General features: G+C 72.6%; 29 protein-coding genes and 3 tRNA genes. 10 read left to right on the top strand and 22 right to left on the bottom strand.

Going from position 1 to position 23639, the window contains the following annotated elements; all coding sequences use genetic code 11:
* The first annotated feature begins 26 nt into the window (after nt 1–26).
* The gene (locus H6H00_RS05630) at nt 27–902 is read left to right on the top strand and encodes a LysR family transcriptional regulator (protein ID WP_185720279.1); all 876 of its coding nucleotides are present in this window, start codon (nt 27–29) and stop codon (nt 900–902) included.
* On the opposite strand, the gene H6H00_RS05625 is transcribed toward H6H00_RS05630, so the two are convergent.
* The 10 genes from H6H00_RS05625 to H6H00_RS05580 all read right to left on the bottom strand — a co-directional run bounded on the left by H6H00_RS05625 (nt 809) and on the right by H6H00_RS05580 (nt 11095).
* A complete protein-coding gene (locus tag H6H00_RS05625; RefSeq protein ID WP_185720278.1) occupies nt 809–1480 on the bottom strand; it encodes a UbiX family flavin prenyltransferase in 672 nt (223 codons plus the stop codon). The two genes, H6H00_RS05630 and H6H00_RS05625, sit on opposite strands and share 94 nt — an antisense overlap.
* A complete protein-coding gene (locus tag H6H00_RS05620; RefSeq protein ID WP_185720277.1) occupies nt 1477–2823 on the bottom strand; it encodes a UbiD family decarboxylase in 1347 nt (448 codons plus the stop codon). Before H6H00_RS05620 ends, H6H00_RS05625 begins: the two co-directional genes overlap by 4 nt.
* Nucleotides 2820–3593, bottom strand: a complete 774-nt coding sequence (locus tag H6H00_RS05615) for an SDR family oxidoreductase (RefSeq protein ID WP_221775804.1) — start codon at nt 3591–3593, stop codon at nt 2820–2822. The genes H6H00_RS05620 and H6H00_RS05615 overlap by 4 nt, the downstream gene beginning before the upstream one ends.
* Nucleotides 3590–4951: an MFS transporter gene (locus H6H00_RS05610; RefSeq protein ID WP_255425590.1), complete on the bottom strand. Its 1362-nt coding sequence runs from the start codon at nt 4949–4951 to the stop codon at nt 3590–3592. The genes H6H00_RS05615 and H6H00_RS05610 overlap by 4 nt, the downstream gene beginning before the upstream one ends.
* The gene (locus tag H6H00_RS05605; protein WP_255425589.1) at nt 4948–6144 is read right to left on the bottom strand and encodes a cytochrome P450; all 1197 of its coding nucleotides are present in this window, start codon (nt 6142–6144) and stop codon (nt 4948–4950) included. The genes H6H00_RS05610 and H6H00_RS05605 overlap by 4 nt, the downstream gene beginning before the upstream one ends.
* Before the next feature lie 67 nt (nt 6145–6211).
* Nucleotides 6212–7819, bottom strand: a complete 1608-nt coding sequence (locus H6H00_RS05600; protein ID WP_185720276.1) for an acyl--CoA ligase family protein — start codon at nt 7817–7819, stop codon at nt 6212–6214.
* A 75-nt stretch (nt 7820–7894) separates the two neighbouring features.
* Complete coding sequence (locus H6H00_RS05595) at nt 7895–8086, bottom strand: ferredoxin (protein WP_185720275.1); 192 nt, start codon at nt 8084–8086, stop codon at nt 7895–7897.
* A gap of 56 nt (nt 8087–8142) precedes the next feature.
* Nucleotides 8143–8811 (bottom strand): sortase domain-containing protein, encoded by a 669-nt coding sequence (locus tag H6H00_RS05590; RefSeq protein ID WP_185720274.1) that lies wholly within the window; start codon nt 8809–8811, stop codon nt 8143–8145.
* Nucleotides 8808–9005 carry a hypothetical protein gene (locus H6H00_RS05585; protein ID WP_185720273.1) on the bottom strand — a complete coding sequence of 66 codons (198 nt, stop codon included), beginning with the start codon at nt 9003–9005 and terminating at the stop codon, nt 8808–8810. Before H6H00_RS05585 ends, H6H00_RS05590 begins: the two co-directional genes overlap by 4 nt.
* Before the next feature lie 212 nt (nt 9006–9217).
* The gene (locus H6H00_RS05580) at nt 9218–11095 is read right to left on the bottom strand and encodes a propionyl-CoA synthetase (protein ID WP_185722187.1); all 1878 of its coding nucleotides are present in this window, start codon (nt 11093–11095) and stop codon (nt 9218–9220) included.
* A 208-nt stretch (nt 11096–11303) separates the two neighbouring features.
* Between H6H00_RS05580 and H6H00_RS05575 the strand changes: the two genes are divergently transcribed.
* On the top strand, nt 11304–11762 hold the full coding sequence (locus H6H00_RS05575; protein WP_185720272.1) for a BLUF domain-containing protein: 459 nt from the start codon (nt 11304–11306) through the stop codon (nt 11760–11762).
* 32 nt (nt 11763–11794) lie between these two features.
* Here the strand turns inward: H6H00_RS05575 and H6H00_RS05570 are convergent, their stop codons facing one another.
* Nucleotides 11795–12706 carry a LysR family transcriptional regulator gene (locus H6H00_RS05570; RefSeq protein ID WP_185720271.1) on the bottom strand — a complete coding sequence of 304 codons (912 nt, stop codon included), beginning with the start codon at nt 12704–12706 and terminating at the stop codon, nt 11795–11797.
* A 115-nt stretch (nt 12707–12821) separates the two neighbouring features.
* On the opposite strand from H6H00_RS05570, the gene H6H00_RS05565 reads away from it, so the two are divergent.
* Both H6H00_RS05565 and H6H00_RS05560 read left to right on the top strand, forming a co-directional pair.
* Nucleotides 12822–14099: a Glu/Leu/Phe/Val dehydrogenase dimerization domain-containing protein gene (locus tag H6H00_RS05565; RefSeq protein WP_255425588.1), complete on the top strand. Its 1278-nt coding sequence runs from the start codon at nt 12822–12824 to the stop codon at nt 14097–14099.
* A gap of 283 nt (nt 14100–14382) precedes the next feature.
* Nucleotides 14383–15654, top strand: a complete 1272-nt coding sequence (locus H6H00_RS05560; RefSeq protein WP_185720270.1) for a GDSL-type esterase/lipase family protein — start codon at nt 14383–14385, stop codon at nt 15652–15654.
* Here the strand turns inward: H6H00_RS05560 and H6H00_RS05555 are convergent.
* Both H6H00_RS05555 and H6H00_RS05550 read right to left on the bottom strand, forming a co-directional pair.
* Nucleotides 15651–16010, bottom strand: coding sequence for a hypothetical protein (locus H6H00_RS05555; protein WP_185720269.1), 360 nt, complete (start codon nt 16008–16010; stop codon nt 15651–15653). The genes H6H00_RS05560 and H6H00_RS05555 overlap by 4 nt on opposite strands.
* Before the next feature lie 27 nt (nt 16011–16037).
* Nucleotides 16038–16259, bottom strand: coding sequence for a heavy-metal-associated domain-containing protein (locus H6H00_RS05550; RefSeq protein ID WP_185720268.1), 222 nt, complete (start codon nt 16257–16259; stop codon nt 16038–16040).
* Nucleotides 16260–16450: 191 nt separating this feature from the next.
* Between H6H00_RS05550 and H6H00_RS05545 the strand changes: the two genes are divergently transcribed.
* The 4 genes from H6H00_RS05545 to H6H00_RS05530 all read left to right on the top strand — a co-directional run bounded on the left by H6H00_RS05545 (nt 16451) and on the right by H6H00_RS05530 (nt 17059).
* A complete protein-coding gene (locus H6H00_RS05545; RefSeq protein WP_185720267.1) occupies nt 16451–16684 on the top strand; it encodes a hypothetical protein in 234 nt (77 codons plus the stop codon).
* A gap of 97 nt (nt 16685–16781) precedes the next feature.
* Nucleotides 16782–16854, top strand: a tRNA-Glu gene (locus H6H00_RS05540).
* 23 nt (nt 16855–16877) lie between these two features.
* Nucleotides 16878–16951, top strand: a tRNA-Asp gene (locus H6H00_RS05535).
* A 34-nt stretch (nt 16952–16985) separates the two neighbouring features.
* Nucleotides 16986–17059, top strand: a tRNA-Phe gene (locus H6H00_RS05530).
* 74 nt (nt 17060–17133) lie between these two features.
* Here the strand turns inward: H6H00_RS05530 and H6H00_RS05525 are convergent.
* The 9 genes from H6H00_RS05525 to H6H00_RS05485 form a co-directional block, all read right to left on the bottom strand.
* Nucleotides 17134–18360 (bottom strand): site-specific integrase, encoded by a 1227-nt coding sequence (locus tag H6H00_RS05525; protein WP_185720266.1) that lies wholly within the window; start codon nt 18358–18360, stop codon nt 17134–17136.
* Complete coding sequence (locus H6H00_RS05520; RefSeq protein ID WP_255425587.1) at nt 18357–18545, bottom strand: helix-turn-helix domain-containing protein; 189 nt, start codon at nt 18543–18545, stop codon at nt 18357–18359. Before H6H00_RS05520 ends, H6H00_RS05525 begins: the two co-directional genes overlap by 4 nt.
* Nucleotides 18545–18709 (bottom strand): hypothetical protein, encoded by a 165-nt coding sequence (locus tag H6H00_RS05515; RefSeq protein WP_185720265.1) that lies wholly within the window; start codon nt 18707–18709, stop codon nt 18545–18547. Before H6H00_RS05515 ends, H6H00_RS05520 begins: the two co-directional genes overlap by 1 nt.
* A complete protein-coding gene (locus H6H00_RS05510; RefSeq protein WP_185720264.1) occupies nt 18706–20037 on the bottom strand; it encodes an FtsK/SpoIIIE domain-containing protein in 1332 nt (443 codons plus the stop codon). Before H6H00_RS05510 ends, H6H00_RS05515 begins: the two co-directional genes overlap by 4 nt.
* A 151-nt stretch (nt 20038–20188) precedes the next feature.
* On the bottom strand, nt 20189–20500 hold the full coding sequence (locus H6H00_RS05505; protein WP_185720263.1) for a hypothetical protein: 312 nt from the start codon (nt 20498–20500) through the stop codon (nt 20189–20191).
* Complete coding sequence (locus H6H00_RS05500) at nt 20497–20706, bottom strand: hypothetical protein (RefSeq protein ID WP_185720262.1); 210 nt, start codon at nt 20704–20706, stop codon at nt 20497–20499. The genes H6H00_RS05505 and H6H00_RS05500 overlap by 4 nt, the downstream gene beginning before the upstream one ends.
* Nucleotides 20703–20951, bottom strand: coding sequence for a hypothetical protein (locus H6H00_RS05495; protein ID WP_185720261.1), 249 nt, complete (start codon nt 20949–20951; stop codon nt 20703–20705). Before H6H00_RS05495 ends, H6H00_RS05500 begins: the two co-directional genes overlap by 4 nt.
* A complete protein-coding gene (locus tag H6H00_RS05490; protein WP_185720260.1) occupies nt 20948–21172 on the bottom strand; it encodes a hypothetical protein in 225 nt (74 codons plus the stop codon). The genes H6H00_RS05495 and H6H00_RS05490 overlap by 4 nt, the downstream gene beginning before the upstream one ends.
* Entirely contained in the window at nt 21172–21618 is a 447-nt protein-coding gene (locus H6H00_RS05485; RefSeq protein WP_185720259.1) for a hypothetical protein, read from the bottom strand. The genes H6H00_RS05490 and H6H00_RS05485 overlap by 1 nt, the downstream gene beginning before the upstream one ends.
* 95 nt (nt 21619–21713) lie before the next feature.
* Between H6H00_RS05485 and H6H00_RS05480 the strand changes: the two genes are divergently transcribed.
* Together H6H00_RS05480 and H6H00_RS05475 are read left to right on the top strand one after the other, a co-directional pair.
* Nucleotides 21714–22142 carry a GntR family transcriptional regulator gene (locus H6H00_RS05480; protein ID WP_185720258.1) on the top strand — a complete coding sequence of 143 codons (429 nt, stop codon included), beginning with the start codon at nt 21714–21716 and terminating at the stop codon, nt 22140–22142.
* A gap of 210 nt (nt 22143–22352) precedes the next feature.
* Complete coding sequence (locus H6H00_RS05475; RefSeq protein ID WP_221775803.1) at nt 22353–23591, top strand: helix-turn-helix domain-containing protein; 1239 nt, start codon at nt 22353–22355, stop codon at nt 23589–23591.
* Nucleotides 23592–23639 lie beyond the last annotated feature (48 nt).

The following is a 23639-nucleotide window of genomic DNA, read 5'->3' as shown; positions in this document are numbered from 1 at the left end:
GAAACATACGGTCAGGAGGTGGTCCGATGGAGCTCCACCAGTTGCGCTACTTCGTCGCCGTCGCCGAGGAGGGCAGCTTCACCCGCGCGGCGGCGCGGCTGTTTCTCGCCCAGCCGTCGCTGTCGGTGCAGATCCGCAAGCTGGAGCAGACCGTCGGGGCCGCGCTGTTCGAGCGCACCGGCCGCCGCGTCGTGCTCACCGCGGCCGGAGAGGTGTTGCGGGAGCACGCGGTCCGGGCGCTCGCCGAGATGGAGGAGGCCCGGGAGCGCGTCACCGCCGTCTCCGAGGCGCGGGGCGGGCAGGTCACCGTGGGCGTGCTGCCCAGCGTCGGTGCGCAGCTGCTGCCCGAGGTCGTCGCGCGGTTCCGGGCCGAGCACCCCGAGGTCACCGTGCACCTGGTTGAGCACGACGTCTCGCGGGAGTTCGAGCAGATGGTGACGGCGGGCACGCTGGACCTCGCCGTCACCCGCATGCCCGCCACCTCCGCCGGGCTCGCCGCCCGCACCCTGGTGCGCGAGCCGGTCGTGCTGCTGGTCCCGCCCGGCCATCCGCTGCGCGGCCGTCCCGGCGTGTGGCTGCGCGACCTGCCGGACGCCGAGACCGTCGCCATGCGCCGCGGCTACGGCCTGCGCGACCTCGCCGACCGGCTGTGGGCCCAGGCCGGGGTCACGCCGCGGATCGCGCTGGAGACCGGGCAGCTCTCGATCGTGCGCGGCATGGTGCGCGCCGGGATGGGGGTGGCCCTGCTGCCGCGCCTGGCGCTCGGCCACGACACCACCGACGTCGTGCCCGTCTGCGACCCGGGGGCCTACCGCGAGCTGGGCGTGGTCTGGCGGGAGACCTCGCTCACCTCGGCCCCGATCGCGGCGTTCCTGGCGATCCTGTCGAAGTCGACGGGTTGAGCCGGCGCGCCGCGCTGCCCGTCCCAGCGCTGCACGTGGTCGGTCTCGATCCCCAGCGCGTCCAGCGCCCGCCCGACGGTGTGGTCGATGATGTCGGCGATCGTGACCGGCCGCGTGTAGAACGCCGGCACCGGCGGCATCACGATCGCGCCTGACGCCGTCACGTCGGCCATCAGCCGGATGTGCCCGGCATGCAGCGGGGTCTCGCGCAGCAGCAGCACCAGCGGGCGCCGCTCCTTGAGCACGACGTCGGCCGCGCGCACCACGAGCGTGTCGTCGTAGCTGGTGGCGATGCCCGAGAGCGTCTTGACGCTGCACGGCGCCACCAGCATCCCGGCCGTGCGGAACGAGCCGCTGGAGATCGGGGCGCCCAGGTCGCCGTCGCTGTGGACGACGTCGGCGAGCGCCCGCACGTCGGCCACCGCCAGGTCGGTCTCGTGGTCGATCGTGGCCCGCGCGGCCTTCGTCAGCACCAGGTGCGTCTCGACGTCGGGCAGCTCGCGGAGCATCTCCAGCGCCCGAATCCCGTAGACGGCCCCCGACGCGCCGGTCAGGGCCACGATCACGCGCCGGTTCATGCGAGACCCAGCTCGAGCAGGTGCGCGCGCAGCCGCTCCGCATCCGGCGGGGCCACCCGCATCTGCCGGTAGGCGTCGCGCTCGTCGGCCGGCACCGTGGCGTCGATGCCGAGCTTGGCCGTGGTGCCGCCGCGGGCCGACGGGTCCAGGCTGCTGCCCTTCGCCCCGGGTACGACCAGCAGGTCGCGGTCGGCCTGCACGCGAGTGGCCACGGCCCAGCCGATCTGCTCGTCGTCGAACACGTCGACGTCGTCGTCCACGACCGTCACCGTCTTGACGGTCGCGGCCGCGGTGAACAGCGTCAGCATCGCCGTGGTCGCGGCCCCGGGGGCGGGGTCGCGCAGCGCCACCGCGGCGTCGAAGCGGCAGGAGCCGTGCTCGGGCAGGCGCAGGCCGGCGACGTCGAGCCCGGCCCGGCGCAGCGCCCGGATCAGCAGCGCCTCGCGCGGCAGCCCGCCGGCCAGGAAGTGCTCGCGGCCGCCGGACAGGATCGTCTGGAAGACCGCGTCGGTGCGGTGCCACGCGTCGACCAGCTCGATCACCGGCGCCGGCCCGCCCGGCCCGTAGGTGCGCGGGAACTCCCCGAACGGGCCCTCCGCCGCACGGCGCCCGGCGCGGAACCGGCCCTCCAGGACGAACTCCGCGTCGGCCGGGACGACCGCGTCGACGGCCGGGGCCCGCGTGACCCGCAGCGGCGACGGCAGCAGCGCCGAGGCCACCTCCAGGTCGTCGAGGTCGCGGTCCGGCGGTGACTGGCTGGCCAGCACCAGCGCCGGGTGCACCCCGACGACGATGCCGACGTCGAGGTCGCGGCCCTCCGCCTCGGCCCGGGTGAAGATCGCCCGCAGCCGCCCGGGCAGCAGCAGCGCCCGCAGCTCCCGCTCGCCGACGGCCAGCATCCGGTTGATCGACAGGTTCGTCGTGCCGCTCCTCGGGTCGCGGACCGACAGCAGCGCCGAGGTCAGGTACATGCCCGCGTCGTGCTCGTGCTGGCGGGTGAGCGGCAGCGCGGAGAGCAGGGCGTCGCCGGTGAGCTGCTCGGCGAGCACCGGGGCCTCGGTGACCTCGACGCAGGGGCGGGGCCGGTCCAGCGCGTCGGCCATCCGGTCGGCGGCGTCGCGCGTGGCGCAGCCCAGCGCGGGCCCGAGGTGGTCGCGCCCGACCATCGTGTTGCCCACCAGCGGGAAACGCGCGCCCCGCACCGCGTCGAAGCGCACCGCGCGGCGGCCGTCGGCCGCCTCCAGGACGGCGGCCACCTCCTGGTCGGGGTCGACCGGGGACGACAGCACGCCGAGGTCGCCGTTCCCGGCCAGCTCGGCGAGCCAGGACCGGAGATCGCTCATGTGAAAACGCCACCACCGTCGACCACCACGGTCTGCCCGGTGACGAACCCGCTCGTCGGCCCGGCCAGCCAGAGCACCGCGCCGACCAGGTCGTCCGGCGCCATCTCGCGGCCCAGCGCGCGGCCCTTCGCGGCCGTCGCGATGTAGTCGTCGGTGTTGAGGGTGCGGGAGGCCTCGTCGCTGACCAGGCCGGGCGCCACGGCGTTCACGGTGATCGCGTCCGGCCCGAGCTCCCGTGCCGCGGCCCGGGTGAGGCCGTCCACCGCGGCCTTGGACGCCACGTAGTGCGCGAACCCGGGCGCGCCCATCCGCGCCACGGTCGAGGAGATGTTGACGATCCGGCCGCCGCCGCCCTCGCGCATCAGCGGGGTGACGGCCTTGATCGCCTGCCAGGTGCCGCGGACGTTGACGGTCAGCACGCGGTCCCACTCGTCGTTCGTCAGCTCGGTGAGGTGCCGCTTGCCCCCGAGTCCCTGGTAGATCGCGGCGTTGTTGACCAACGCGTCGATCCGGCCGAACTCGCGGCGGGCCGTGTCGACCACGGCCGTCCAGTCCTCGTCGGAGGTGATGTCTGCGGCCACGAACACCGCACGGCCGGGGCCGGCGGCGGTGGCCTTTCCGGCCAGCTCGGTGCCGGCGTCGGTGAGGGCGGCGACGTCGGCGGCGACGACGAGCGCGCCCGCCGCGGTGAGTGCCTCGACGTAGCGGCCGCCGATCCCGCCTGCGGCGCCCGTCACGACGACGACGCGGCCGGAGTGTTCGCTGGTCACGAGGGAGATCCTTCGAGTCGGGGGGAGGTTGCGGTGTCGTCGATCGGGTCCGGGCGCTCCAGCGCTCCGCGGGTCTCGGGGGAGAGCGCCGCACCGACCAGGAAGATCGCCACGCAGGCGGCCAGGAAGATCGCCAGGCGGCTCGGGATGTCGCCGACGGTGGGGCTGGCGAGCGTCACGAACGTCGTCATCAGGCCGCCGATCGCGAAGCCGCCGTTCCACACCAGTGCCGTGGCCGTGGCGCGCAGGCGGGTCGGGAAGCGCTCGTTGAGGTAGATCGGCACCGCGGCGTAGGACGCGTTGGCCAGCACGGTCAGCGCCAGCCCGTAGAGCAGCAGGGAGCCGGTGTCGTCCGGGCCCAGCGCGCCCATTGCGAGTACCAGCAGCGGTAGCGCGACGAGGTTGACCACCCCGATGCCGAGGAAGACCCGGCGCCGTCCGATGCGCTCGGACAGGTGTCCCACCAGCAGAGCGGCGGGCAGGATCGCGAGGCTCGTCCAGACGAGCAGCAGGCCGCGCGGACCGGGGGGCATCTCGTTGACGCTCGCGAAGAACGTCGGCAGGTAGCCCGAGGTGAGGTAGTACTGCGCCCCGGCGCCGATCACCAGTGCCAGGCTGGTGAGCAGCACGGGCACCCGGCCGGGGGCGACGAGGTCACGGGCCCGGGCCGGCCGCACGTCGGGTCCCCGCTGCGCCGCCGCGGCCGCCCATATCGGGGACTCCTCCAGGTACCGGAACAGCGCCAGGCTCAGCAGCGACGCCGCGAGGCCGGTGAAGAACATGACCCGCCAACCCCACACGGCGAACTGCTCGCCCGGGTACGCCGCCGAGACGCCGAGGAACACCAGCGACGCGATCACCGCGCCCAGGCCCGCGCCGCCCCCGCCGACCAGCCCGGACACCATCCCGCGCCAGCGCTGCGGCACGGACTCCGTGCCCAGGGTGTGCGTCGACGCCACGACGCCGCCGACCAGCAGGCCCTGCACCAGGCGCAGCGCCACGAACAGCACCGGGGCCATCACCCCGATGGCCGCGTAGGTGGGCAGCGCGCCCATCAGCGCCGTGGCCACGCCGACGCCGGTGATCGTCACGATCATGCTCCGGCGCCGGCCGACGCGGTCGGCGTAGCGGCCGAACACCGCGCCGCCGAGCGGTCGCATGATCAGGCTGACGCCGAACGAGGCGTACGTCGCCGCGAGCTGCAGCGTCTGGCTCTCGGCCGGGAAGAACAGCGGGCCGATCGTCGAGGCCACGTAGAGCAGGATGAACAGGTCGAACAGGTCGAACGCGAACCCGACCGTCGACGCCGCACCCGCCGTGATCATCTGACGCCGCGTCGGCGCCACCGGGGCGCTCACCACGTCACCGGCAGGGTCCGGACGCCGAGATGGCGCCCCCCGCCCTCGAGCGGATCGGTGCGTTCCACCGTGCCGTCGACGCGGAAGCCGGGGATGCGGCGCAGCACGGTCTCCACGGCGATCCGGATCTCCGCGCGCGCCAGCGCCATGCCGGGGCAGGTGTGGATGCCCGCGCCGAACGCGACGTGCCGGTTGGGACGGCGGTCGATGACGACCTCGTCGGCGCGGTCGAACTCCTCGGGATCGCGGTTCGCCGAGGCGAACAGCAGGACGACGCGGTCGCCCGCCTTCATCTCCTGCCCGGCCATCGACGTGTCGCGGGTGAGGTTGCGGGGGAACCAGTGCAGCGGCGTCTCGTAGCGCAGGATCTCGTCGACCGCGGTCACGACCAGCCGCGGCCGCTCGATCAGCTGCTCCTGGACCTCGGGGTGCTCGGCGAGGTACAGCAGGGTGTTGGACAGCCCGAGCGCGGTGGAGTCGTGCCCCGCGTACGTCAGGATGAACATCATGTTGGCCAGCGTCGGGTCGTCGGCGCCGTGCCCGGCCTGCACGAGGTGGGTGACGAAGTCGTCCTGCGGGTCGCGGCGGCGCTGCGCGAACAGCTCCATCCAGTAGGCGCAGACCCGGTCGATCACCTCGCGGCCCTTCGGCCCGCCGGCGTGCTCCAGGAACTCCAGCGAGTAGCCGCGGATGTCCTCGGCGCGCTGCGGGTCTAGGCCGTAGAGGTGGGTGATGACGTCGAGCGGCAGCGGGACCGCCAGCTCCTCGACGAGGTCGGCCGATCCGCGGTCGACGAACCCGTCCACCATCGCCTCGACCGATCCCCGGATCATCGGCTCCATCGCCTTCGCGGCGGCGCCGCTGGTCAGCGGGGCGATCAGCTCGCGGAACCCGGCGTGCTCGGGCGGGTCGTAGTCGATCGGCGGGAACCGGCTGTCGGAGACCGGCGGCAGGTAGACCCCGCCCGTGGACGAGTAGGTGTCGTGGTCCATGGCGGCGGCCCGCACGTCCGCGTAGCGCGCCAGCGACCAGTAGCCGCCGTGGTTCTCGCCGCGCGACACCGGGCAGCTCGTCCGCAGCTCGTCGTACAGGGCGTAGGCGCGCTCGGGGGACAGATCGGGCGAGTGCGGGTCGAACACCGGACAGGTGGACCCGACGGCCGATGGCGGGGCCGGTGACGCGACGTCGGTCATGCCGCGAGTCTGTGACCGCCGTCGCCCCCGGTCGATGCGCAGCCCGCTATGGCTGCGATAGCGGCCGCTACCCGCGGATGCGGTGGGTCTCCCCGCCCCACTCCTTCTCGCGCAGCTCGAACTTCTGCACCTTGCCGGTGGAGGTCTTCGGCAGCTCGTCGACGATCTCGACGTCGCGCGGCGCCTTGTAGCGCGCGATCCTCGACTTCACGTGCTCGATCAGCTCGTCGGGCGTCGCGTCCTTCCCGTCGGCCAGCACCACGAACGCCTTCGGCCGCTCGCCGAACTTCTCGTCGGGCACGCCGATCACCGCGGCCTCCAGCACCGCCGGGTGCGAGACGACGGCCTGCTCGACCTCGACCGTCGAGATGTTCTCCCCGCCCGAGATCACCACGTCCTTCGCGCGGTCGCGGAGCTCGACGTAGCCGTCGGGGTGCATGACGCCCAGGTCGCCGGAGTGGAACCACCCGCCCGCGAACGCCTTCTCGGTGCCGGCGGCGTCCTCGTAGTAGCCCTTCATGACGTTGTTGCCGCGCATGACGATCTCGCCCATCGTGACGCCGTCGGCGGGCACGTCGGCCATGTCCTCGTCCACCACGCGCAGGTGGTCGGCGCACAGCATCCCCACGCCCTGCCGGGCCTGCAGCGACGCGCGCTCCTCGGCGGGCAGGTCGTCCCATGCCCGCTGGTACTGGTTGACCGAGTACGGCCCGTAGGTCTCGGTGAGCCCGTAGACGTGCACGATCCGGAAGCCCATCTGCTCCATCTGCAGGATCGTGGTCGGCGACGGCGGGGCCCCGGCCGTGGTGATCACCAGCTGGTAGTCCAGCGTGACGGCCTCGGGCGCCCGCATGATCGTGGTGACGACCGTGGGGGCGCCGTTGAGGTGGGTCACGCCGTGCGCGGTGATCTGCTGCCAGATCACGTCGCCGCGCACCTCGCGCAGGCACACGTGGGTGCCGCCGATGGCGGTGAGCGCCCAGGGCGTGCACCAGCCGTTGCAGTGGAACATCGGCAGCGTCCACAGGTAGACGCTGTCCGGGCTGTGCGCGGAGTGCACGATCTCGCCGAAGGAGTTCAGGTACGCGCCGCGGTGGTGGTACATCACGCCCTTGGGCTTGCCCGTGGTGCCCGAGGTGTAGTTGATCGCGATGGTGCCGTCCTCGTCCTCGACGGACCAGGGGAGCGGCTCGTCGTTGCCGCGGGCGAGCAGGTCGTCGTAGCGCACGCCGCTGCCGATGCCGTCACCCGGAGCGGCCGGGTCGACCACCGTGATGATCTCCTCGACGGTCTTCAGCTCGCCCGCGACCGGCGCGACGGTCGGGTGCAGCGCCGCGTCGACGACCAGGACCTTCGACCCGGAGTGGTCGAGGATGTAGCGCACCTCCTCGGTGGACAGCCGCGTGTTGATCGCGACGAGCACCGCCCCGGCCAGCGGCACCGCGAAGTGCGCCACCAGCATCTCGGGGACGTTGGGCAGGAGGTAGGCGACGCGGTCGCCGGGCTCGACGCCCGACCCCCGCAGCGCGTGCGCGACCCGCGTGGCCTCGGCGGCGAACTCGCGGTAGGTCGAGCGGCGCTCGCCGTAGACGATCGCGGTCTTGTCCGGGTACACCTCCGCGGACCGGCGCAGGAACGCCAGCGGCGTCAGCGGGGTGTTCCAGACTGTGCTCATCGGCGGTTCTCCTCGGGACGGCGGACGTCGATCCTCTGCCCTCCGAGGCGGGGCGGCAACCGCCGACCCGCCGGACTAGCCGACGAGCTTGATCGCCGCGCGCGGGCAGGCCTGCACGGCCTCCTCGAGCTTGGGCCGCAGCTCCTCGCCCGGGTTCTCGTCGAGGATGTAGAGGAAGTCGTCGTCACGCACCTCGAACACCTCCGGAGCGATCCCCATGCACACGGCGTTGGACTCGCACAGGTCGAAATCCACCTCGATCTTCATGCCGCCATCGTGCACCGGCGGGGGCCTGCTCGTCACCGAAGGCGACCCTCAGCAACTCAGCGGACGCCCGCGAGGCGCGCCCAGACCACCACGTTGTCCGGGTACGGCCCGTCGCCGCGGTCGAAGACGCCGCCGAAGGTGATCAGGCGCAGCTCCGGGCCGCCCGTGTCGCCGTAGACGTCGTCGGCGGAGAACGCCTCGCGCGTGAGCCGCTCCACGCGGTAGACGGTGAACACGGCGGCGGTGCCGTCGGCGCGGTGCACCGTCACCTCGTCGCCCGCGGCCACGTCGGCGAGCCGGGCGAACGGCCCGGTGCTCCCGCCCACGCCGACGTGCCCGGCGATCACCGCGGGCCCCTCGGCCCCGGGCGTCGGGCCGCGCGTGAACCAGCCGGTCGTGGCGGCGTCGGGCGGGGCCGCGAGCACACCGCCCGCGTCGGGGGCCAGCGCGGCGATCCGGTCGGTGCTCACGCCGATGGCCGGGACGTCGAGGGCGGCGGGCGGGGACTGCTCCAGCCGGTCGACCGGCCGCAGCGGCGGCACGGCCGGCGCCGCCGCGACCGGTGCGGGCACGACCTCGGGGGCCTGCGGGGTCGCCGCGAGGGGGACGACGGAGCGCGTCACCGGCGTCCGGAACGACGCGGGCGTGACGGCGGGCGGGGCGGAGCACCCGGCGAGCACCGCACAGCCCACGAGCGCGACGACGAGGTGCACGAGCCGGCTCACGGCGCGGGCGTCCGGGCGGTGACGGCGGGGGTCGTGGCCGGACCGCCGGTCGGGGATGCGGTCGGGACGGCGACGAGCTGCGCCGCGGGCGGTTCGGGCGGGGAGAAGGCGACGGCGGTGCCGGCCATGCCGACGACGAGCGCGGCACTCATCGCGGCGCAGAGCGCGGCCGCACGCGGGCGGTGCAGGTCCATGAGAGTCGGGGATCCTCTCGGGCAACGACAGGGGGTGCGGCCGTCGTGGGGAGCGTCGGCCGTGCTCTCACCCATCGCAGAGTGTCACCACGCGTTACCCGATCGAGTGTGACCCGATCCACGGTGCGCCGAGGTCGGCGTGCGACGCGACGAACGGCACGCCCGTCCCACCTGAGTGGACGGACGTGCCGTTCGTCGGGGCGGGTCGCGCGTCAGTCGCGGCGCAGGACCGGGCGCAGCGCGTCGAGCACCGAGGCGTCGTCGATCGTGCCGGGCACCGGCTCGTCGACGCCGTCGGCGATGCCGCGCATGGTCTTGCGCAGGATCTTCCCGGACCGCGTCTTGGGCAGCGCCGCGACGACCGCGACGTCCTTGAGCGAGGCGACGGCCCCGATCTGGTCGCGCACGAGCTGCACCAGCTCGGCGCGCAGCTCGTCCTCGTCGCGCTCGACGCCCGCCTTGAGCACGACGAACCCGCGCGGCACCTGCCCCTTCATCGAGTCGGCCACCCCGATCACCGCGCACTCGGCGACGTCCGGGTGGGAGGCCAGGGCCTCCTCCATGCCGCCGGTGGACAGCCGGTGCCCGGCCACGTTGATCACGTCGTCGGTGCGGCCCATGACGTAGACGTAGCCGTCCTCGTCGATCCGCCCGCCGTCGCCGGTGAGGTAGTACCCCTCGAACGCCTCCATGTAGGAGTTGAGGAAGCGCTCGTCGTCGTTCCACAGCGTGGGCAGGGAGCCGGGCGGCATCGGCAGCTTGACGACGATGGCGCCGTCCGTGCCCGCCTCGACCGGCTTGCCGTTGCCGTCGAGGACCTGCACGTCCCAGCCGGGCAGCGGGGTCGTCGGGGAACCGGGCTTGACCGGGAGCAGCTCGATGCCGGCCGGGTTCGCGACGATCGGCCAGCCCGTCTCGGTCTGCCACCAGTGGTCGATGACCGGGATCTCCAGCAGCTCCGCGGCCCACCGGTAGGTCTCCGGGTCGAGCCGCTCGCCGGCGAGGAACAGGTACCGCAGCGATGACAGGTCGTACTTCTTCGCGTACTCGCCGTTCGGGTCCTCCTTCTTGATCGCCCGGAACGCGGTCGGCGCGGTGAACAGGCTCTTGACCCCGTGCTCGGCGACGACCCGCCAGAACTGCCCGGCGTCGGGCGTGCCCACCGGCTTGCCCTCGTAGAGCACGGACGTCGCCCCGGCCAGCAGCGGCGCGTAGACGATGTAGGAGTGGCCGACGACCCAGCCCACGTCGGAGGCGGTGAAGATCGTCTCGCCGGGCCCGACGGCGTAGACGTTCGGCATCGACCAGTTCAGCGCCACGGCGTAGCCGCCGCAGTCGCGCACGACGCCCTTGGGCTTGCCGGTGGTGCCCGAGGTGTAGAGCACGTAGAGCGGGTCGGTGGCCTTGACCGGCACGCAGTCGGCCGGGGTGGCACCGGCCACCGCCGAGGCCCAGTCGACGTCGCGCTCGCCCATCGCGGCCTCGACCTGCGGGCGCTGCAGGATCACGCAGCGCTCGGGCTCGTGCGACGCCAGCTCGATCGCCTTGTCCAGCAGCGGCTTGTACTCGATGACGCGCTTGCCCTCGATGCCGCAGGAGGCGGACACGATCACCTTCGGGGCGGCGTCGTCGATGCGGACGGCCAGCTCCTTCGGGGCGAACCCGCCGAACACCACGGAGTGGACGGCGCCGATCCGCGCGCAGGCGAGCATCGCGATCGCGGCCTCGGGGACCATCGGGAGGTAGACGACGACGCGGTCGCCCACGCCGACGCCCAGCCCGGCGAGCACGCCGGCGAAGGCCGCCACCTCGTCGCGCAGCTCGCGGTAGGTGAAGGTGCGCTGCGACTGCGTGACCGGGGAGTCGTGGATCAGCGCGGGCTGGTCGCCGCGGCCGGCGTCGACGTGCCGGTCGAGCGCGTTGTGGCAGACGTTGAGCTCCCCGTCGGGGAACCAGCGGTAGAACGGCGGGCGGGAGTCGTCCAGCGCCCTCGTGGGGGCGACGTGCCAGTCGATCCCCTCCGCCGCGTCGAGCCAGAACCGCTCCGGGTCCTCCACGCTCGAACGGAACAGTTCCTCGTACACGCCCACGTCCACGCCCTCCTCGCCGTATCCGGTTGCGGGAACCCTAGTGCGGCGTGCGGAGACGCCGACCGGGTCCTCGCAGGCCCGGGGCATCGCGGGGCCGCTCAAGATCGACATGTGGCCCGGATCACATCGAGTTACGGTTTGAGACGCCGGTCATCGTGACCGGTGGAGTACACGAACAGGAAGGCCTCTCGTGGCCGACACTGCCCCGTTGTTCAGAATCGTCTACCGCAGCCAACTCACGATCTCGCCGGAGGACCGCAAGGTCGAGATCGAGTCGATCCTCGAGAACTCCCGCGCGAAGAACGTCAACCGCGACATCACGGGCGCCCTGCTCGTCTGGCAGGACTACGTGGTGCAGACGCTGGAGGGCGACGAGGGCGTGGTGCGCGGCCTCTACGAGAAGATCGCCGCCGACGACCGGCACGAGGCCGTCACGCTCCTTGAGGCCGAGGCGGTGGAGAGCAGGGCCTTCTCGCGCTGGTCGATGGCGCGCGTGTCCGACGACGACCAGCCGGCCGGCATGCCGGTGCTGACCGACCACAGCGCCGGCGGCGCCCCTGAGCCGGGCCACGACACCAGGGAGGCCGACCCCGTGATCAGTGCGATGCGGGGTTACGCCAAGGGGACCCGCCCGTCGAACCCGCACATCGGCCGCACCGTCGCCTGACCGCTCGCCCGCGTTCGGTGACCCGGCGCGGGTCAGCGCGCACCGAGGCCGCGCGCGGCGGCCTCGGTGCGCACGGCGTCGATCACCAGTTGCAGCGAGGTGCGCCGGGCGGTGCCCGTGCGGTACGCGATCGACACCGTCCGGGTGATGGGCTCGGTCATCGCGCGGACATCGACACCGGGCGGGCACAGCGCGAGGCCGAGGTCGGAGACGAGGGTGACGCCCAGCCCCGCCGCGACCATGGCGAGTGCGGTGGACTGCTCGCCCACCTCGTGCTCGACGCGCGGCTCGAACCCGGCGCGCTGGCAGGCGATGCGCACCGCCCGGCCCAGGTGCGAACGGGGCCCGGCCAGGATCCACGGGTGCTCGGCCAGGTCGGCCAGCACGACGGTGGGGGCCGCGATGGTGCCCGGCGGCACCGCGGCGTGCAGCCGCTCGTCGGCGATCACCGTCCGGTCCAGGCCGGAGTCCCAGGCCAGCGGGTAGCCGGAGTACTCGATGACGAAGGAGAAGTCGAGCGTGCCGTCGCGCACCGCGCCCGCGGTGTCCTCGGGGGCCAGCTCGACGGTGCGGACGCGGATCCCCGGGTGCTCGGCGGCGAGGACGGTCAGCGCGGCGGGCAGCAGCCCGGACGCGACCGACGCCCACACCCCGGCCGTGAGCCGCACCGAGACTGTGGCCTGCGCCTCCTCCAGGGCCAGCGTGGCCCGCTCGACTGCCCCCAGGATCTCCTCGGCGTGCTCGGCCAGCACGAGGCCCGTGTCGGTGAGCTGGACCCGCCTGCCGAGGCGCTCGAACAGGGAGCTGCCGACGTCGCGCTCGAGCTGTGCGAGCTGCTGGGACACCGCGGACGCCGTGTAGTGCAGCGCCTGCGCGGCGGCGGTGACGGTGCCGCGGCGACGCAGTTCGCGCAGCATCCGCAGGCGCTGCAGCGAGAGGTCCACGGTCGCAGCGTAAGCACCGGTGAACGCCCCTGTGCAGGTTCCGTAACTAGACGCACGTCCGGCGCCGGACCCACGCTGGGGCCACCGGCCGACCAGACGATGGGAGTGGTGCGACGTGACCACGATGCAGGACCCGATGATGCCCGTGCAGCAGCCCGCCCGGCAGGCCGTCGAGACGCCCGTCCAGCCGGCCGTCGTCCGCGACCCGGGGGCCGTCGACCAGGACCCGTTGATCCGCCTGACCTGGACCGACCCCGTCACCGGCACCCTCGGCTACCTCGTCGTGCACCTGCTGGTGTCCGGCCTGGCCACCGGCGGCACGCGGATGCGCGCGGGCTGCACGATGGCCGAGGTCGAGGACCTCGCCCGCGGCATGGCCGCGAAGACCGCCGTGTTCGACCTGCCCGTCGGCGGGGCCAAGGGCGGCATCGACATCGACCCCAAGGACCCCCGCGCCTTCGACGTCCTCACGCGCTTCTGCGAGGCCATGCGCCCCTGGCTCGACGGCTACTGGGTGACCGCGGAGGACCTGGGCGTCCCGCAGCACCTGATCGACGAGGTCTTCGCGCGCATCGGCCTCGGCCAGAGCTACCACGCGGCGATCACGCGGTCGGCCGACCCGGAGGCGACGATGCGCCGCGTCCGGGCCGGGCTCGACGCCCCGGTCGAGGGCGGTCTGCTCGGGGACGTCATCGGCGGCTACGGCGTCGCGCAGGCCTGTCTGGCCGCGGCGCAGACGTGGAGCTGGTCGCTGCCCGGCACGACCGTCGCGATCCAGGGCATCGGCACGATGGGCGGCGCCGCGGCCTTCTACCTGCACGAGGCCGGGATGCGGGTCGTCGCCGTCGCCGACGCCGCCGGCACGCTCTACCACCCGGGCGGCCTGGACATCCCCGCGCTGCTGGAGCTGCGCGACGAGTTCGGCGAGATCGACCGCGACCGCGTGCCGTCCGACGTGCAGCGCCTCCCGCGCAACGCCGTGATCGCCACGGCCGCCGACATCCTCATCCCCGCCGCGATCTCCTACGCGATCACGCCGGACAACTCCTTCGACGTGGCCGCGAAGGTGGTCGTGGAGGCGGCCAACACCGCCACCACGCCGGAGGCGGAGGCGATGCTCACCGCGCGGGGCATCCCGGTGCTCCCCGACTTCGTCGCCAACGCCGGGGCGGCGGCCTGGGCCTGGTGGCTGCTGCTCGGCTACGTGGACGAGGTCCCCGAGACCTCGTTCCTGCGGTTGCGCACCGAGATGACGGCGAAGGTCGGCATGCTGCTGGAGCGCTGGATCGTCGACGGCACGCCGCCGCGGCACACCGGCTGGGCGTGGGCCGCGGCCCGCCGCGCGGCACTGGCGAGGGACCCGCAGGGCGCCCCGCCGGTCGTCATCCCCTGATCCGGGGCCGGTTCACCTGGCCGGGTGGTGGGGGACCACCCGGCGCCCCGGTCGAGTCACTCACGGAGAGTGAATCGGACTCGACGTAACGTGACCACCCGATCGGCCGACTCACGATCGGGTGGTCTCGCTCGTTCCACCCTACGTAACGGATCGCCTACTACCCGTTCTAGCGACGTGTGTCGTCACGTTCGCGCCGGGTGCGGCGATGACACTGCGGACGGTTCGGAGCGAGGGGTCGGTGGGGCGGGCGATGCGGGCAGGGGCACGGGTGCGGAACGGGGTGCGAGGGCTCGTCGCCGCCGCCGCGATGATCTGCCTGCTGGGGGCGTTCGCCCTGACCGACCGCGCCCCCGAGACCGTCGGGTCCGTCGCCTCGACCGATCCCGGGCCCGACTGCGCGCCCGCCTGGGCGGGTGCCTGGCACGCCGCGGCGCAGCCGCTGCCCGCCGACCCGGGCATGGCCGGTCGGACGCTGCGGATGGTGGTCTCGCCGCAGGTCACCGGGTCGCAGGTGCGGGTCCGGCTGTCGAACGCCTACGGCACCACGCCGATGCAGGTGGGCACGGTGTCCGCGGCCTGGTCCGACGGGGCGGCCGGGCTGGTGCCCGGCACGATGCGCCCGGTCGCGTTCGGCGGGGTGCCGGCGGTGACGGTGCCGCCGGGTGCGGAGGTCGTCAGCGACCCGGTGGCGCTCGTCGCCGAGGTCGGCCGCCCGCTCGCCGTCAGCCTGTTCCTGGTGACCCCGCCCGACGTGCTCACCCAGCACGGTGTGGCCCTGCAGACGTCCTACCTGTCCACGCCCGGCGACGCCGCGCTCGTCGACGACGGCGCCGCGTTCGACACGCCCGTCACGTCCTGGATGGTGCTCACCGGCGTCGACGTGCTGGCGCCGCGCCCGGTCAACGCGGTCGTGACGATCGGTGACTCGATCACCGACGGTGTCGGCGCCGGGCCGGGGGAGCGCTGGTCCGACGCGCTCGCGCGGCGGCTCACCACCGCGGGCGGCCCGGCCGTCATGTCGGTGCTCAACTCCGGCATCTCCCGCAACCAGCTGCTCACCGACGACCCGCTGCTCGACGGCGACTCGCCGCTGGCCCGCTACGACCGCGACGTCGGGGCCGCGTCCGACGTCGTGCTGCACATCGGGACCAACGACATCGCGGCCGGCCGCACGGCCGACGAGATCGTCGCGGGGATGGTGCGGTTCGCCGAGCGCGCCCACGCCGGCGGCACCCGGGTGGTGCTGACGACCATCACACCGTCCGCGACGGGCGCGCACGGCACGCCGGAGGCGATCGCCACCCGCGAGGCCGTGAACGCGTGGGTGCGGGCGCACGGCGCGGAGCACGCCGACGGGGTGGCCGACTTCGCCGCGGCCGTGACCGATCCCGCCGACCCCACCCGGTTGGTGCCGGCCTTCGACTCCGGCGACGGCCTGCACCTCTCGGCGGCCGGGTACCGCGCGCTGGCCGACGCGCTCGACCCGTCCCTGCTGACCGGCAGCCCCTGCCTCGACGGCGGCCCGAGCCGCGTCCTGGTCTCCGGGCCCTAGGAGCGGTCCCGCCTGCCGAGCCGGCTCAGCGGTCCGCGCCGGCGCTTCTCCGCCTGCTCCACGACGGCGAGCGGCCCGGTGGGGGTGTCCTCGCGGTCGAGCCGCTCCACCACCCAGTCGACGGCCAGCGCGCCCGGCGAGACCCCGCGCTCCTCCGCGATCCGGCGCAGCTGCTCGATGCGCAGCGCGGGCAGCCGGAGCTGGAACACCTGGGCCGAGCCGAACCGGCCCGTCAGCTCCGTGGTGTGCTCCTCGGCCCCGGGCGCGAGCGCGGCGAGGTAGGAGTCGAGCTCGGGATCGTGCGCGTCCGGCCCGGGTCCCGGGGAGCGGCGGCGCGCACGGCGATCGGACGGCATGCCCGGCACCCTACGGCGCCGGGGCGGTCAGCCGACGAGCTCGAAGCCCGCCTCGTGGACGGCCGCGGCGATCTCGTCGGGCTCGATGTCGCGGTCGGCGAGCACCGTGACCCGGCCGCTGTCGAGGTCGGCGTCGACGGCGCTCACGCCGTCGATCTCGGAGACCTCCTCGGTGACCGACATCACGCAGTGCCGGCACGTCATCCCGGTGACGGTGACGTGCGTGCGGAACGGGGCCTGGACAGCCATCGGACCTCCTCGAACGGGCTGCCGGACATGGTGGCAGAGGCGTCGGGAGGCCCGGACACCGGTGGCCGCCCGACCCCGCAGAGTCACCGTCGGCCGGTCCGCTCACCCGGGAAGGGGCGTGCGCGGGGGTCCCCCGATAGGTAACGTCTCGGTCACGGTCACGGGGGTGGCCACAGCGGCGGGAGGCTGGGATGACCGGTGGTATCGGCAGCGCGCGGCGGGAGACGGGCGACGGCGTCACCTCGGGGTCGATCCCGAGCCAGCGCACCGCGTCCGACGCCTACCGCGTCAGCGACGACCAGCTGCACAGCGCGCGACTGGTCGTCGCGAAGAACTCCTCGGGGTCCGAGGACCTGCGCGAACTGCTCGACATGCTGGGTCTGATCTCGTCCACGCCGGACCTCCCGCCGCCGGTCAGCCGCTGAGCGGCACCCCGCTGCGGGGCCCGTCGGGGGCCTGTCCTATGCTTGGCGGGCTCCCAACGGACAGTCGTTGACGGCACGGACGGCCTCGGCGGTCCGAGTCCCCATCGTCTAGTGGCCTAGGACTCCGCCCTTTCAAGGCGGCAACGCGGGTTCGAATCCCGTTGGGGGTACGCTTCACACAGCTTCACAGCAAGGCCCAGTGGCGCAGTTGGTTAGCGCGTCGCCCTGTCACGGCGAAGGTCGCGGGTTCGAGTCCCGTCTGGGTCGCTCCACCATGGTTCGGTGTCCCACCGGACCTCCCGGCCAGGTAGCTCAGTTGGTACGAGCGACCGCCTGAAAAGCGGTAGGTCGGCGGTTCGACCCCGCCCCTGGCCACACCTTCTCACCTGCGGTTTCACCTTGAAGGTGACGTTCCCCGTGTCGTTCTGACGGCAACCGTGACGGCAACGTCATCGCAGCCTCTCATCCAGCTTGGCCAGCGCGGCGCGCTTCTCGGCCAGCGATGCGTGCGCGTAGATCTCCATGGTCACGCCGATGTGGGCGTGCCCGACGATGTCCCGAACGATGTGCGGCGGCACGCCGAGCCCGAGCAGCAGCGAGACGGCCGAGTGCCGCAGATCGTGGAAGCGGACGCCGCCGAGGCCGACCCGCTCGCGCAGCGGGTACCAGCTCCTACGCAGGTTGTCCGGCTCCAGTGGGGTGCCGGTCGTGCTGGTGAAGACGAGGCCGCTGTCCGTCCACCCGTCGGTCTGGGTCGCGTCCCACGCCTGCTGGGCCCGGTGCGCGCGCAGAGCCTCCCCGCACTGCCCGACGAGCGGGACCGTCCGTTCCGAGCTTCGGGTTTTCGTCGGCACGAGCCGTAGCGCCCCGTCGACCCGTTGCAACGTCTGGGTGATCTCCAGGTGCCCCGCGTCGAGGTCGACGTCCGTCCACGCGAGCCCAAGCAGCTCGGCGCGGCGCATCCCGAGGTAGAGCGTCATCACGTAGAGCGCGTGAAACCGGTCGCCCTCGGCCTCCGCGATGAGCCGGCGAGCCTGCTCGACGTTGACGCCGCGGTGGACGCGGTAGTTCGGCGCCGGCACCGAGACCAGCCGGGCCACGTTCCGCATGATGATCTCTTCCTTGCATGCGCTCTGTAGCGCGTTCCTGAGCACGGCGTGAATCTGTTGCAGCCGTCGCGTGCCGGGGAACTTGCCGCAGCATCGCCCGACCGCGCAGCACTTGCGCTGCTTCTCCGGCCGGGCCGAGTCGATGCCCTCTTCGCAGCACCGACAACGGTTGGCCGCCCGGAGCAGGAGCCGGCGGACGTCGGCCGCCTGCAAACTCTTGATCCGCTTCCGACCCAGCGTCGGGGCCAGATGCACGCGGACGATCCCCTCGTAGCCCTCGTGCGTCTTGGGCTTGCTGCTCGGCCTGACGACGTGTTCGAGCCAGTAGGCGAGGTAGCGGTCCACGGTCCACGACTCGGACGGCATCGGGATGCCCTCGCGGCTGTGCTGCTGGATCTTCGCCAGCTTGTCGAACGCCTCCCGCCGGGTGCGGCCGTAGACGCGCTGTCGGCGGACCGTGCCGTCGGTCATCAGCACGTAGGCCGCACCCTCGAACCGTCCGTCCTTGCGGGCGTAGATCGTTCCTTCGCCGTTGGCCCGCTTGCGGCCGGCGCTCCCCTCGGTCATCGGCGGTCCTCCTGGTCCCTCGCGAACTCGCGGATGGCCGAGACCGGGATGCGCCGGAGCCGGCCGAACTTGCGGGAGCGCAGGCGGTTGGTCCGGATCAGGTCGAACACGCGTGTCCGGCTGATACGGAGCACGCCGGCCGTCTCCTCGACCGTCAGGAAGACCGGTTCCATGACGACGCTCATCAGGTGAGTCCTGCCGCGAGCAGGGTGGCCGAGATGCCGGCAGCCGCGCCCAGGACGACGCCGGCCAGGACGAGCGGGCCGACCCCGCGCGCCTTCCAGGCCAGCGCGATGAGCACGAGCGAGAGCAGCAGGACGGTTACGGCGATGGTGGTGGCGGTACTCATCTCGCTGTCTCCTGTCGGGTGTGGATCGCGGCGGTGAGCTGGTCGTCGGCCGCGAGCTCGTCCCAGCCGATGCGCTTGTCGGCGTGCGCGGCGGCCAGGGCGCGGATCTCGACGGTGGTCAGGTAGGAGCAGCGGGCGTAGTGCCACTGCTGGCCGTCCTGAACGATCGCCATGCCCGGCCGGATCAGGGTCAGGGCCCGCTTCTGGTCCTCGGACGCGAGTCCGCCGAGCACCATCTCGGCGGTCTGGGGGTCGTTGACCTGGAGGCAGATCCGCCCGGACACCTGGGCCCGGATGCTGGTGATGTTCTTGCCCAGGTCGGAGCCGAACCGCTGCCCGCAGAGGATCACGTGGATGCCCATGGCGCGGACGAGCTGCACGATGCGCAGCAGCTCCCGGAGCAGCTGGTCGGCGATCTTGTCGGTCTGGTGGTCGTGGGCGAGTTCGGCGACCTCGTCGACGAGCACGTAAACCCGCCGCAGGTGCACCCCGGCCGCGTCGGCCTCGGCCACGTTGCGCACGCCAAGCCGGCGCAGGATCGCGGCGCGCTGCTCGGCCAACGCCAGGACCCGCCCGCAGGACGCCAGGACCTCCCGCTGCGTGACGGCGACCTCGGTGTAGCGCTCCCGCCATGCCTCGGCCTCGATCCCGAACTTGAGGTCCCAGAACACGAGCACACCGTCGGTCGGCGCGATCGCGGCCTGCACGCAGGACAGCAGCATCGACTTGCCGGAACCGGTGGCCCCAATGAGCTGGTAGTGCGGGTGCTCGGTGAAGTCGAGGACCATCGAGTCGCCGGTTTCGGTGGCGCCGACCGCGAGCCGGCCGGGCTCGATCTCCCGCGGCCGTTCGGTGACGCGGACCAGCGGGTCGCGACGCAGGATGCGCAGCTCGAGGAAGCCGGGCTGCTCGGGCAGCTCGATCGCCTTCACCGCCTGGACGCGCGCGGTGTGGCGTAGCGGGATCGCCGCCTCCGTGTACTGCCCGAGGTGCTGACCGGGCCGGAGCCGGACGCGCATGGTCCAGCCGTGCGCGTTCACCCGGTACCGGTCCAACCGGGGCACCGCGTGCACGGTGGTGTGCAGCCGGGTCCCGTACTGGTCAGCGTGCGTGCGCTGGATGGCCAGGCCGGTGGCGGCGCAGAACGCCTTCCAGAGCAGGCCCAGCCGGGCCAGCGTGAGCAGCGTACACACGTACCGCCAGGCGGTGATCGTGCCGCGGATCAGCGCGGAGCCGGCCCGGATCGTCGTTGAGCGCATCGCGGCCCAGTGGTCGGGCCCCTCCTCGGCCGTGGCCGTCGGGTTCATGTCGATGGCTGTCGGATTCATCGCGGCGCTCCTTCGCGTCGGCTCGGGACTTGCGGGATGACGGGTTGGCGCGGATGGACGTCGCAGCGGCCCCGTTGGCGGACCCGGCGGCTGATCAGCGGCCGGCCGCATACCTCGCACTGGTCGGGCAGCGGCGACGGGACGCGGGGCGTCATGGCGTCTGCCCCACCTGGCCGGCGTCGAGTGCGGGCCAGTGCTGCGCGACCTCGGCGTACTCGCGGGCCCTCGCCCGGGCGACGCACTGCGCGTCGGTGGCGGCCCGACGGTGCACGGGTTCGGCGGTGTGCCGGACGAGCAGGGTCCACAGGCGTGCCTCCTGCTCGTGCAGGGTCGAGAGCCGGCGGTACTTGGCCGCGCCGGTGATCAGGAGGGCCGCGCGCTGCTGCTCGTTGCGGACGCGGCGGACCGCGGCCTCGACCATCGACGGCACGGACAACATCGACGTGTGGATGGAGGTGGTCACGCGTCCGCGCTCCTAGGTGTCGGGTCGGGGGGCGCGATCTCGCCCAGGTAGAGCCAGTCCCCGCACTCCGGGCAGCCGTTCGACAGGGCCTGGAGGTGTTCGCCGGTCCAGTCGGGCCCGGTCGGCTCCCAGGCGAAACGGCAGCCCTGGCAGATCAGCACCGGATGCCCCTCGACGACTGCTTCGAGTGCACGCGGCCCGGTCATCGCCGCACCTGCCCACGCTCGCCGGCCGTCCTATGGCGGCGGAGGGCCTTCCAGATCTCGGCCCACGCCGTCCATCCCAGGTATCCCGCGGCCAGCAGGAGACCGAGGTATAGGGCCGGCTCCGACAGCGCTGTGGCGAGCCGGTCCAGCTCGGGCCAGACCGCGCAGGCCAGGGCGAACACGCACATGAACGCGAGCCACCCCGCAACGAACTGGTAGCCGCTGATGCGGTCGAGCCACCTCATGGCCGGCCCTCCCCGCGTGCGCTGAGGTAGACCGCGATCGCGTAGCCGTCGTGCTCCCCGGTCAGCGGGTACACCCGCGCCCCCTCGATGGCCCGCAGCGCCCGCACGCCGTGCCGGTCGCAGCCCGGGGATGATCCGCCGACCCGGTCGACGATCCGCACGACGGCCGGCCGGTCGCAGCTCGGCTCCCCGGCCGTCGTCAGCTCGCATCGCGCACACATCAACTCACCGCCTCGGCGGCCGGGCGCGGCTTGCCGCCACCGGTTGCGGACAGCGGACGGATCTCCGCGCAGCGGTACCAGACCTGCACACCGACGACGCGCTCGTCGCCGGTTGACGGGTCCTTCTTCTTGCGCTCCATGACCCCGATCTCGAAGTCGATGAGCTGCACCGGCGTGGCCACGGCGATCCCGTCGCCCGGGTTGCGGTCGGACGCGATACCCACCTTGATGATCTCGTTCTGCGGCCGCCCGAACTGCTGGAACGCCGCCACGAGCTGCGCCTCCCACTTGGGAGTGCCGTCCTTCGTCGTCTCCTGCCGGTACTGGTCGCCGTACGCCGTCTTGGGCTCGCACGACAGCAGCAGCACGGACAGGAACGTCAACGCCTGGTCGATCTTGAAGTTCTGCACGGGTGTTCTCTCCTCGGTCGGGATGGCGTGTGCCATCTGTGTGCACTGTACCAGCACAACCGACACGACAGGTTCAGGCGTTTCAAATGGCTGGACTGGTGTAGATCTCGCCTGGTTCGTAGGCTGCGGCTGTGCTGACGCTCGATGACTCCCGGCCCACCTACCTCCAGGTGGCCGACGTCCTACGAGCCGAGATCAGGAATGGACAGCTTCCGGTGGGGGAGCGGGTGCCCTCGGTCCGGGACCTGTCGGAGCGGTTCGAGATCGCGCCCGTCACGACGCAGAGCGCGTTGCGCGTACTCCGTGACGAGGGGCTGATCGTGTCCCGCTCGACCCGCGGCTACTTCGTCCGCGACGAGCTGCCGCCCGAGCCGGCCGAGTCCGCCGAGTACGCGACGATCCGCGAACAGCTCACATCCGTGCAGAACGCCATGCACGAGCTGGTCGACCGGATCAGTCACCTGGAGGCGGTGGTCCTTCCTCCGGCGGCGGCCGATCCTCCCGGATCGCCACGGCCAGCACCCGGACCCGATGACTCAGGCCCTCCATCTCCTCGGTGAGCTGCACCAGCCACGCGGTCAGTTCGTCCCGCTCGTTGCTCGACATCGACATCTGCCCGTCCTCCTCGATCGCCTGATCTCAGAGTCGGTGATGTGTGTCACTCCGGGCAGAGGCACCTAGGGGGCATGTCAAGGGGGCACCTGTGCCCCCTGGCAGGAGATTCCCCGAACGCCCTCGGTGTGTCGGTCTCCGTCGGTACCCTGCGAGTCGTGACGGAACAGGACGCGACGCAGCCAGCCTGGGCGGATCGCCTGCGCCGCGAGCGGCAGGCCCGCGGATGGTCGCAGGCCGACGCCGTGGCTGCAATGCGCACCTTCTCCGACGTTGCGCTGCCCGACGGCCTGAAGGATCAGTGGAAGCGCTGGGAGCGCGGTCGCAACAGGCCCGATGAGTTCTACCGCCCGCTGATCGCCGCCACTCTCGGCACCGTCGTGGAATCGATCTTCGGTGAGGACCGTGCGCCCCGGCTGCCGACGACCGACGATCTGATGATCATCCGCAGCGGCATGGACACCCACGAGCTCGTGCAACGCATCCGGCAGTCGTCGGTCAACGACAACACGCTGGACGCGCTCGGTTTCACCGTCGAGCAGATGTGCTGCGACTACGCCAGCGCCGAGCCCCACGCGCTCATCACCCAGAGCCGCGAATGGCTGACGAACGTTACGCAGATCCTTGACCAACGATTGAGCCTGCCCCAGCACCGTGACGCGCTCGACGCGGCAGGCTGGCTCACGCTGCTGATCGGATGCTTGGAGTACGACACCGGCCAGACCCGTGCCGCCGAGTCGACGCGCGTCGCAGCGCTCCAGCTCGGCGAGGAAGCCGACAACGCGGCCGTCATCGCGTGGGCGCACGAAATGCGCGCTTGGTTCGCACTCACCCACGGTCGCTATCGCGAGGTCATCCAGGCCGCACAAGCCGGCCAGGACGCGGCGCCCGGTCGTTCTGTCGCGGTGCAGCTGCTTGGCCAGGAAGCGAAAGCGTGGGCCCGGATGGGCAACCACCGCCATGTGACTCGTGCGCTGGAGAAGGGCCGCGTCCTGCTCGACTCGCTGCCGTATCCGGAACGGCCCGACAACCATTTCGTGGTCGACCCCGACAAGTTCGACTTCTACGCTATGGACTGCTACCGGCTGATCGGTGACGACAAGCTCGCCGAGATGCACGCCACCGAGATCATCCGGAAGACGATGAGCCCCGACGGCACCTCTCAGTCGCCGATGCGGACGGCAGAGGCGCGCCTGACACTCGCCGTCGTCGCGGCGCGAGACGGCGAGCTGGACCAGGCGCTCGCGCTTGCCGATGAAGCGCTTTCGATCGACCGCCGTTCGCGTCCCTCGCTGCTGATGATCGGCTCCGAACTCGACGACGCTCTGCGGAAGCGTTACCCAACGGAGTCCCGAGCAACCGACTTCCGCGCGACGCTGGTTGCGGCTACGGCGTAGAGGCATGCCCTCGCCGGGCGGGCAGGTCTCCGGGATGGCCGGCTGTGC

Source organism: Pseudonocardia petroleophila, assembly GCF_014235185.1.
Classification (GTDB): domain Bacteria; phylum Actinomycetota; class Actinomycetes; order Mycobacteriales; family Pseudonocardiaceae; genus Pseudonocardia; species Pseudonocardia petroleophila.
This window is presented reverse-complemented; position numbering and strand designations above follow the sequence as displayed.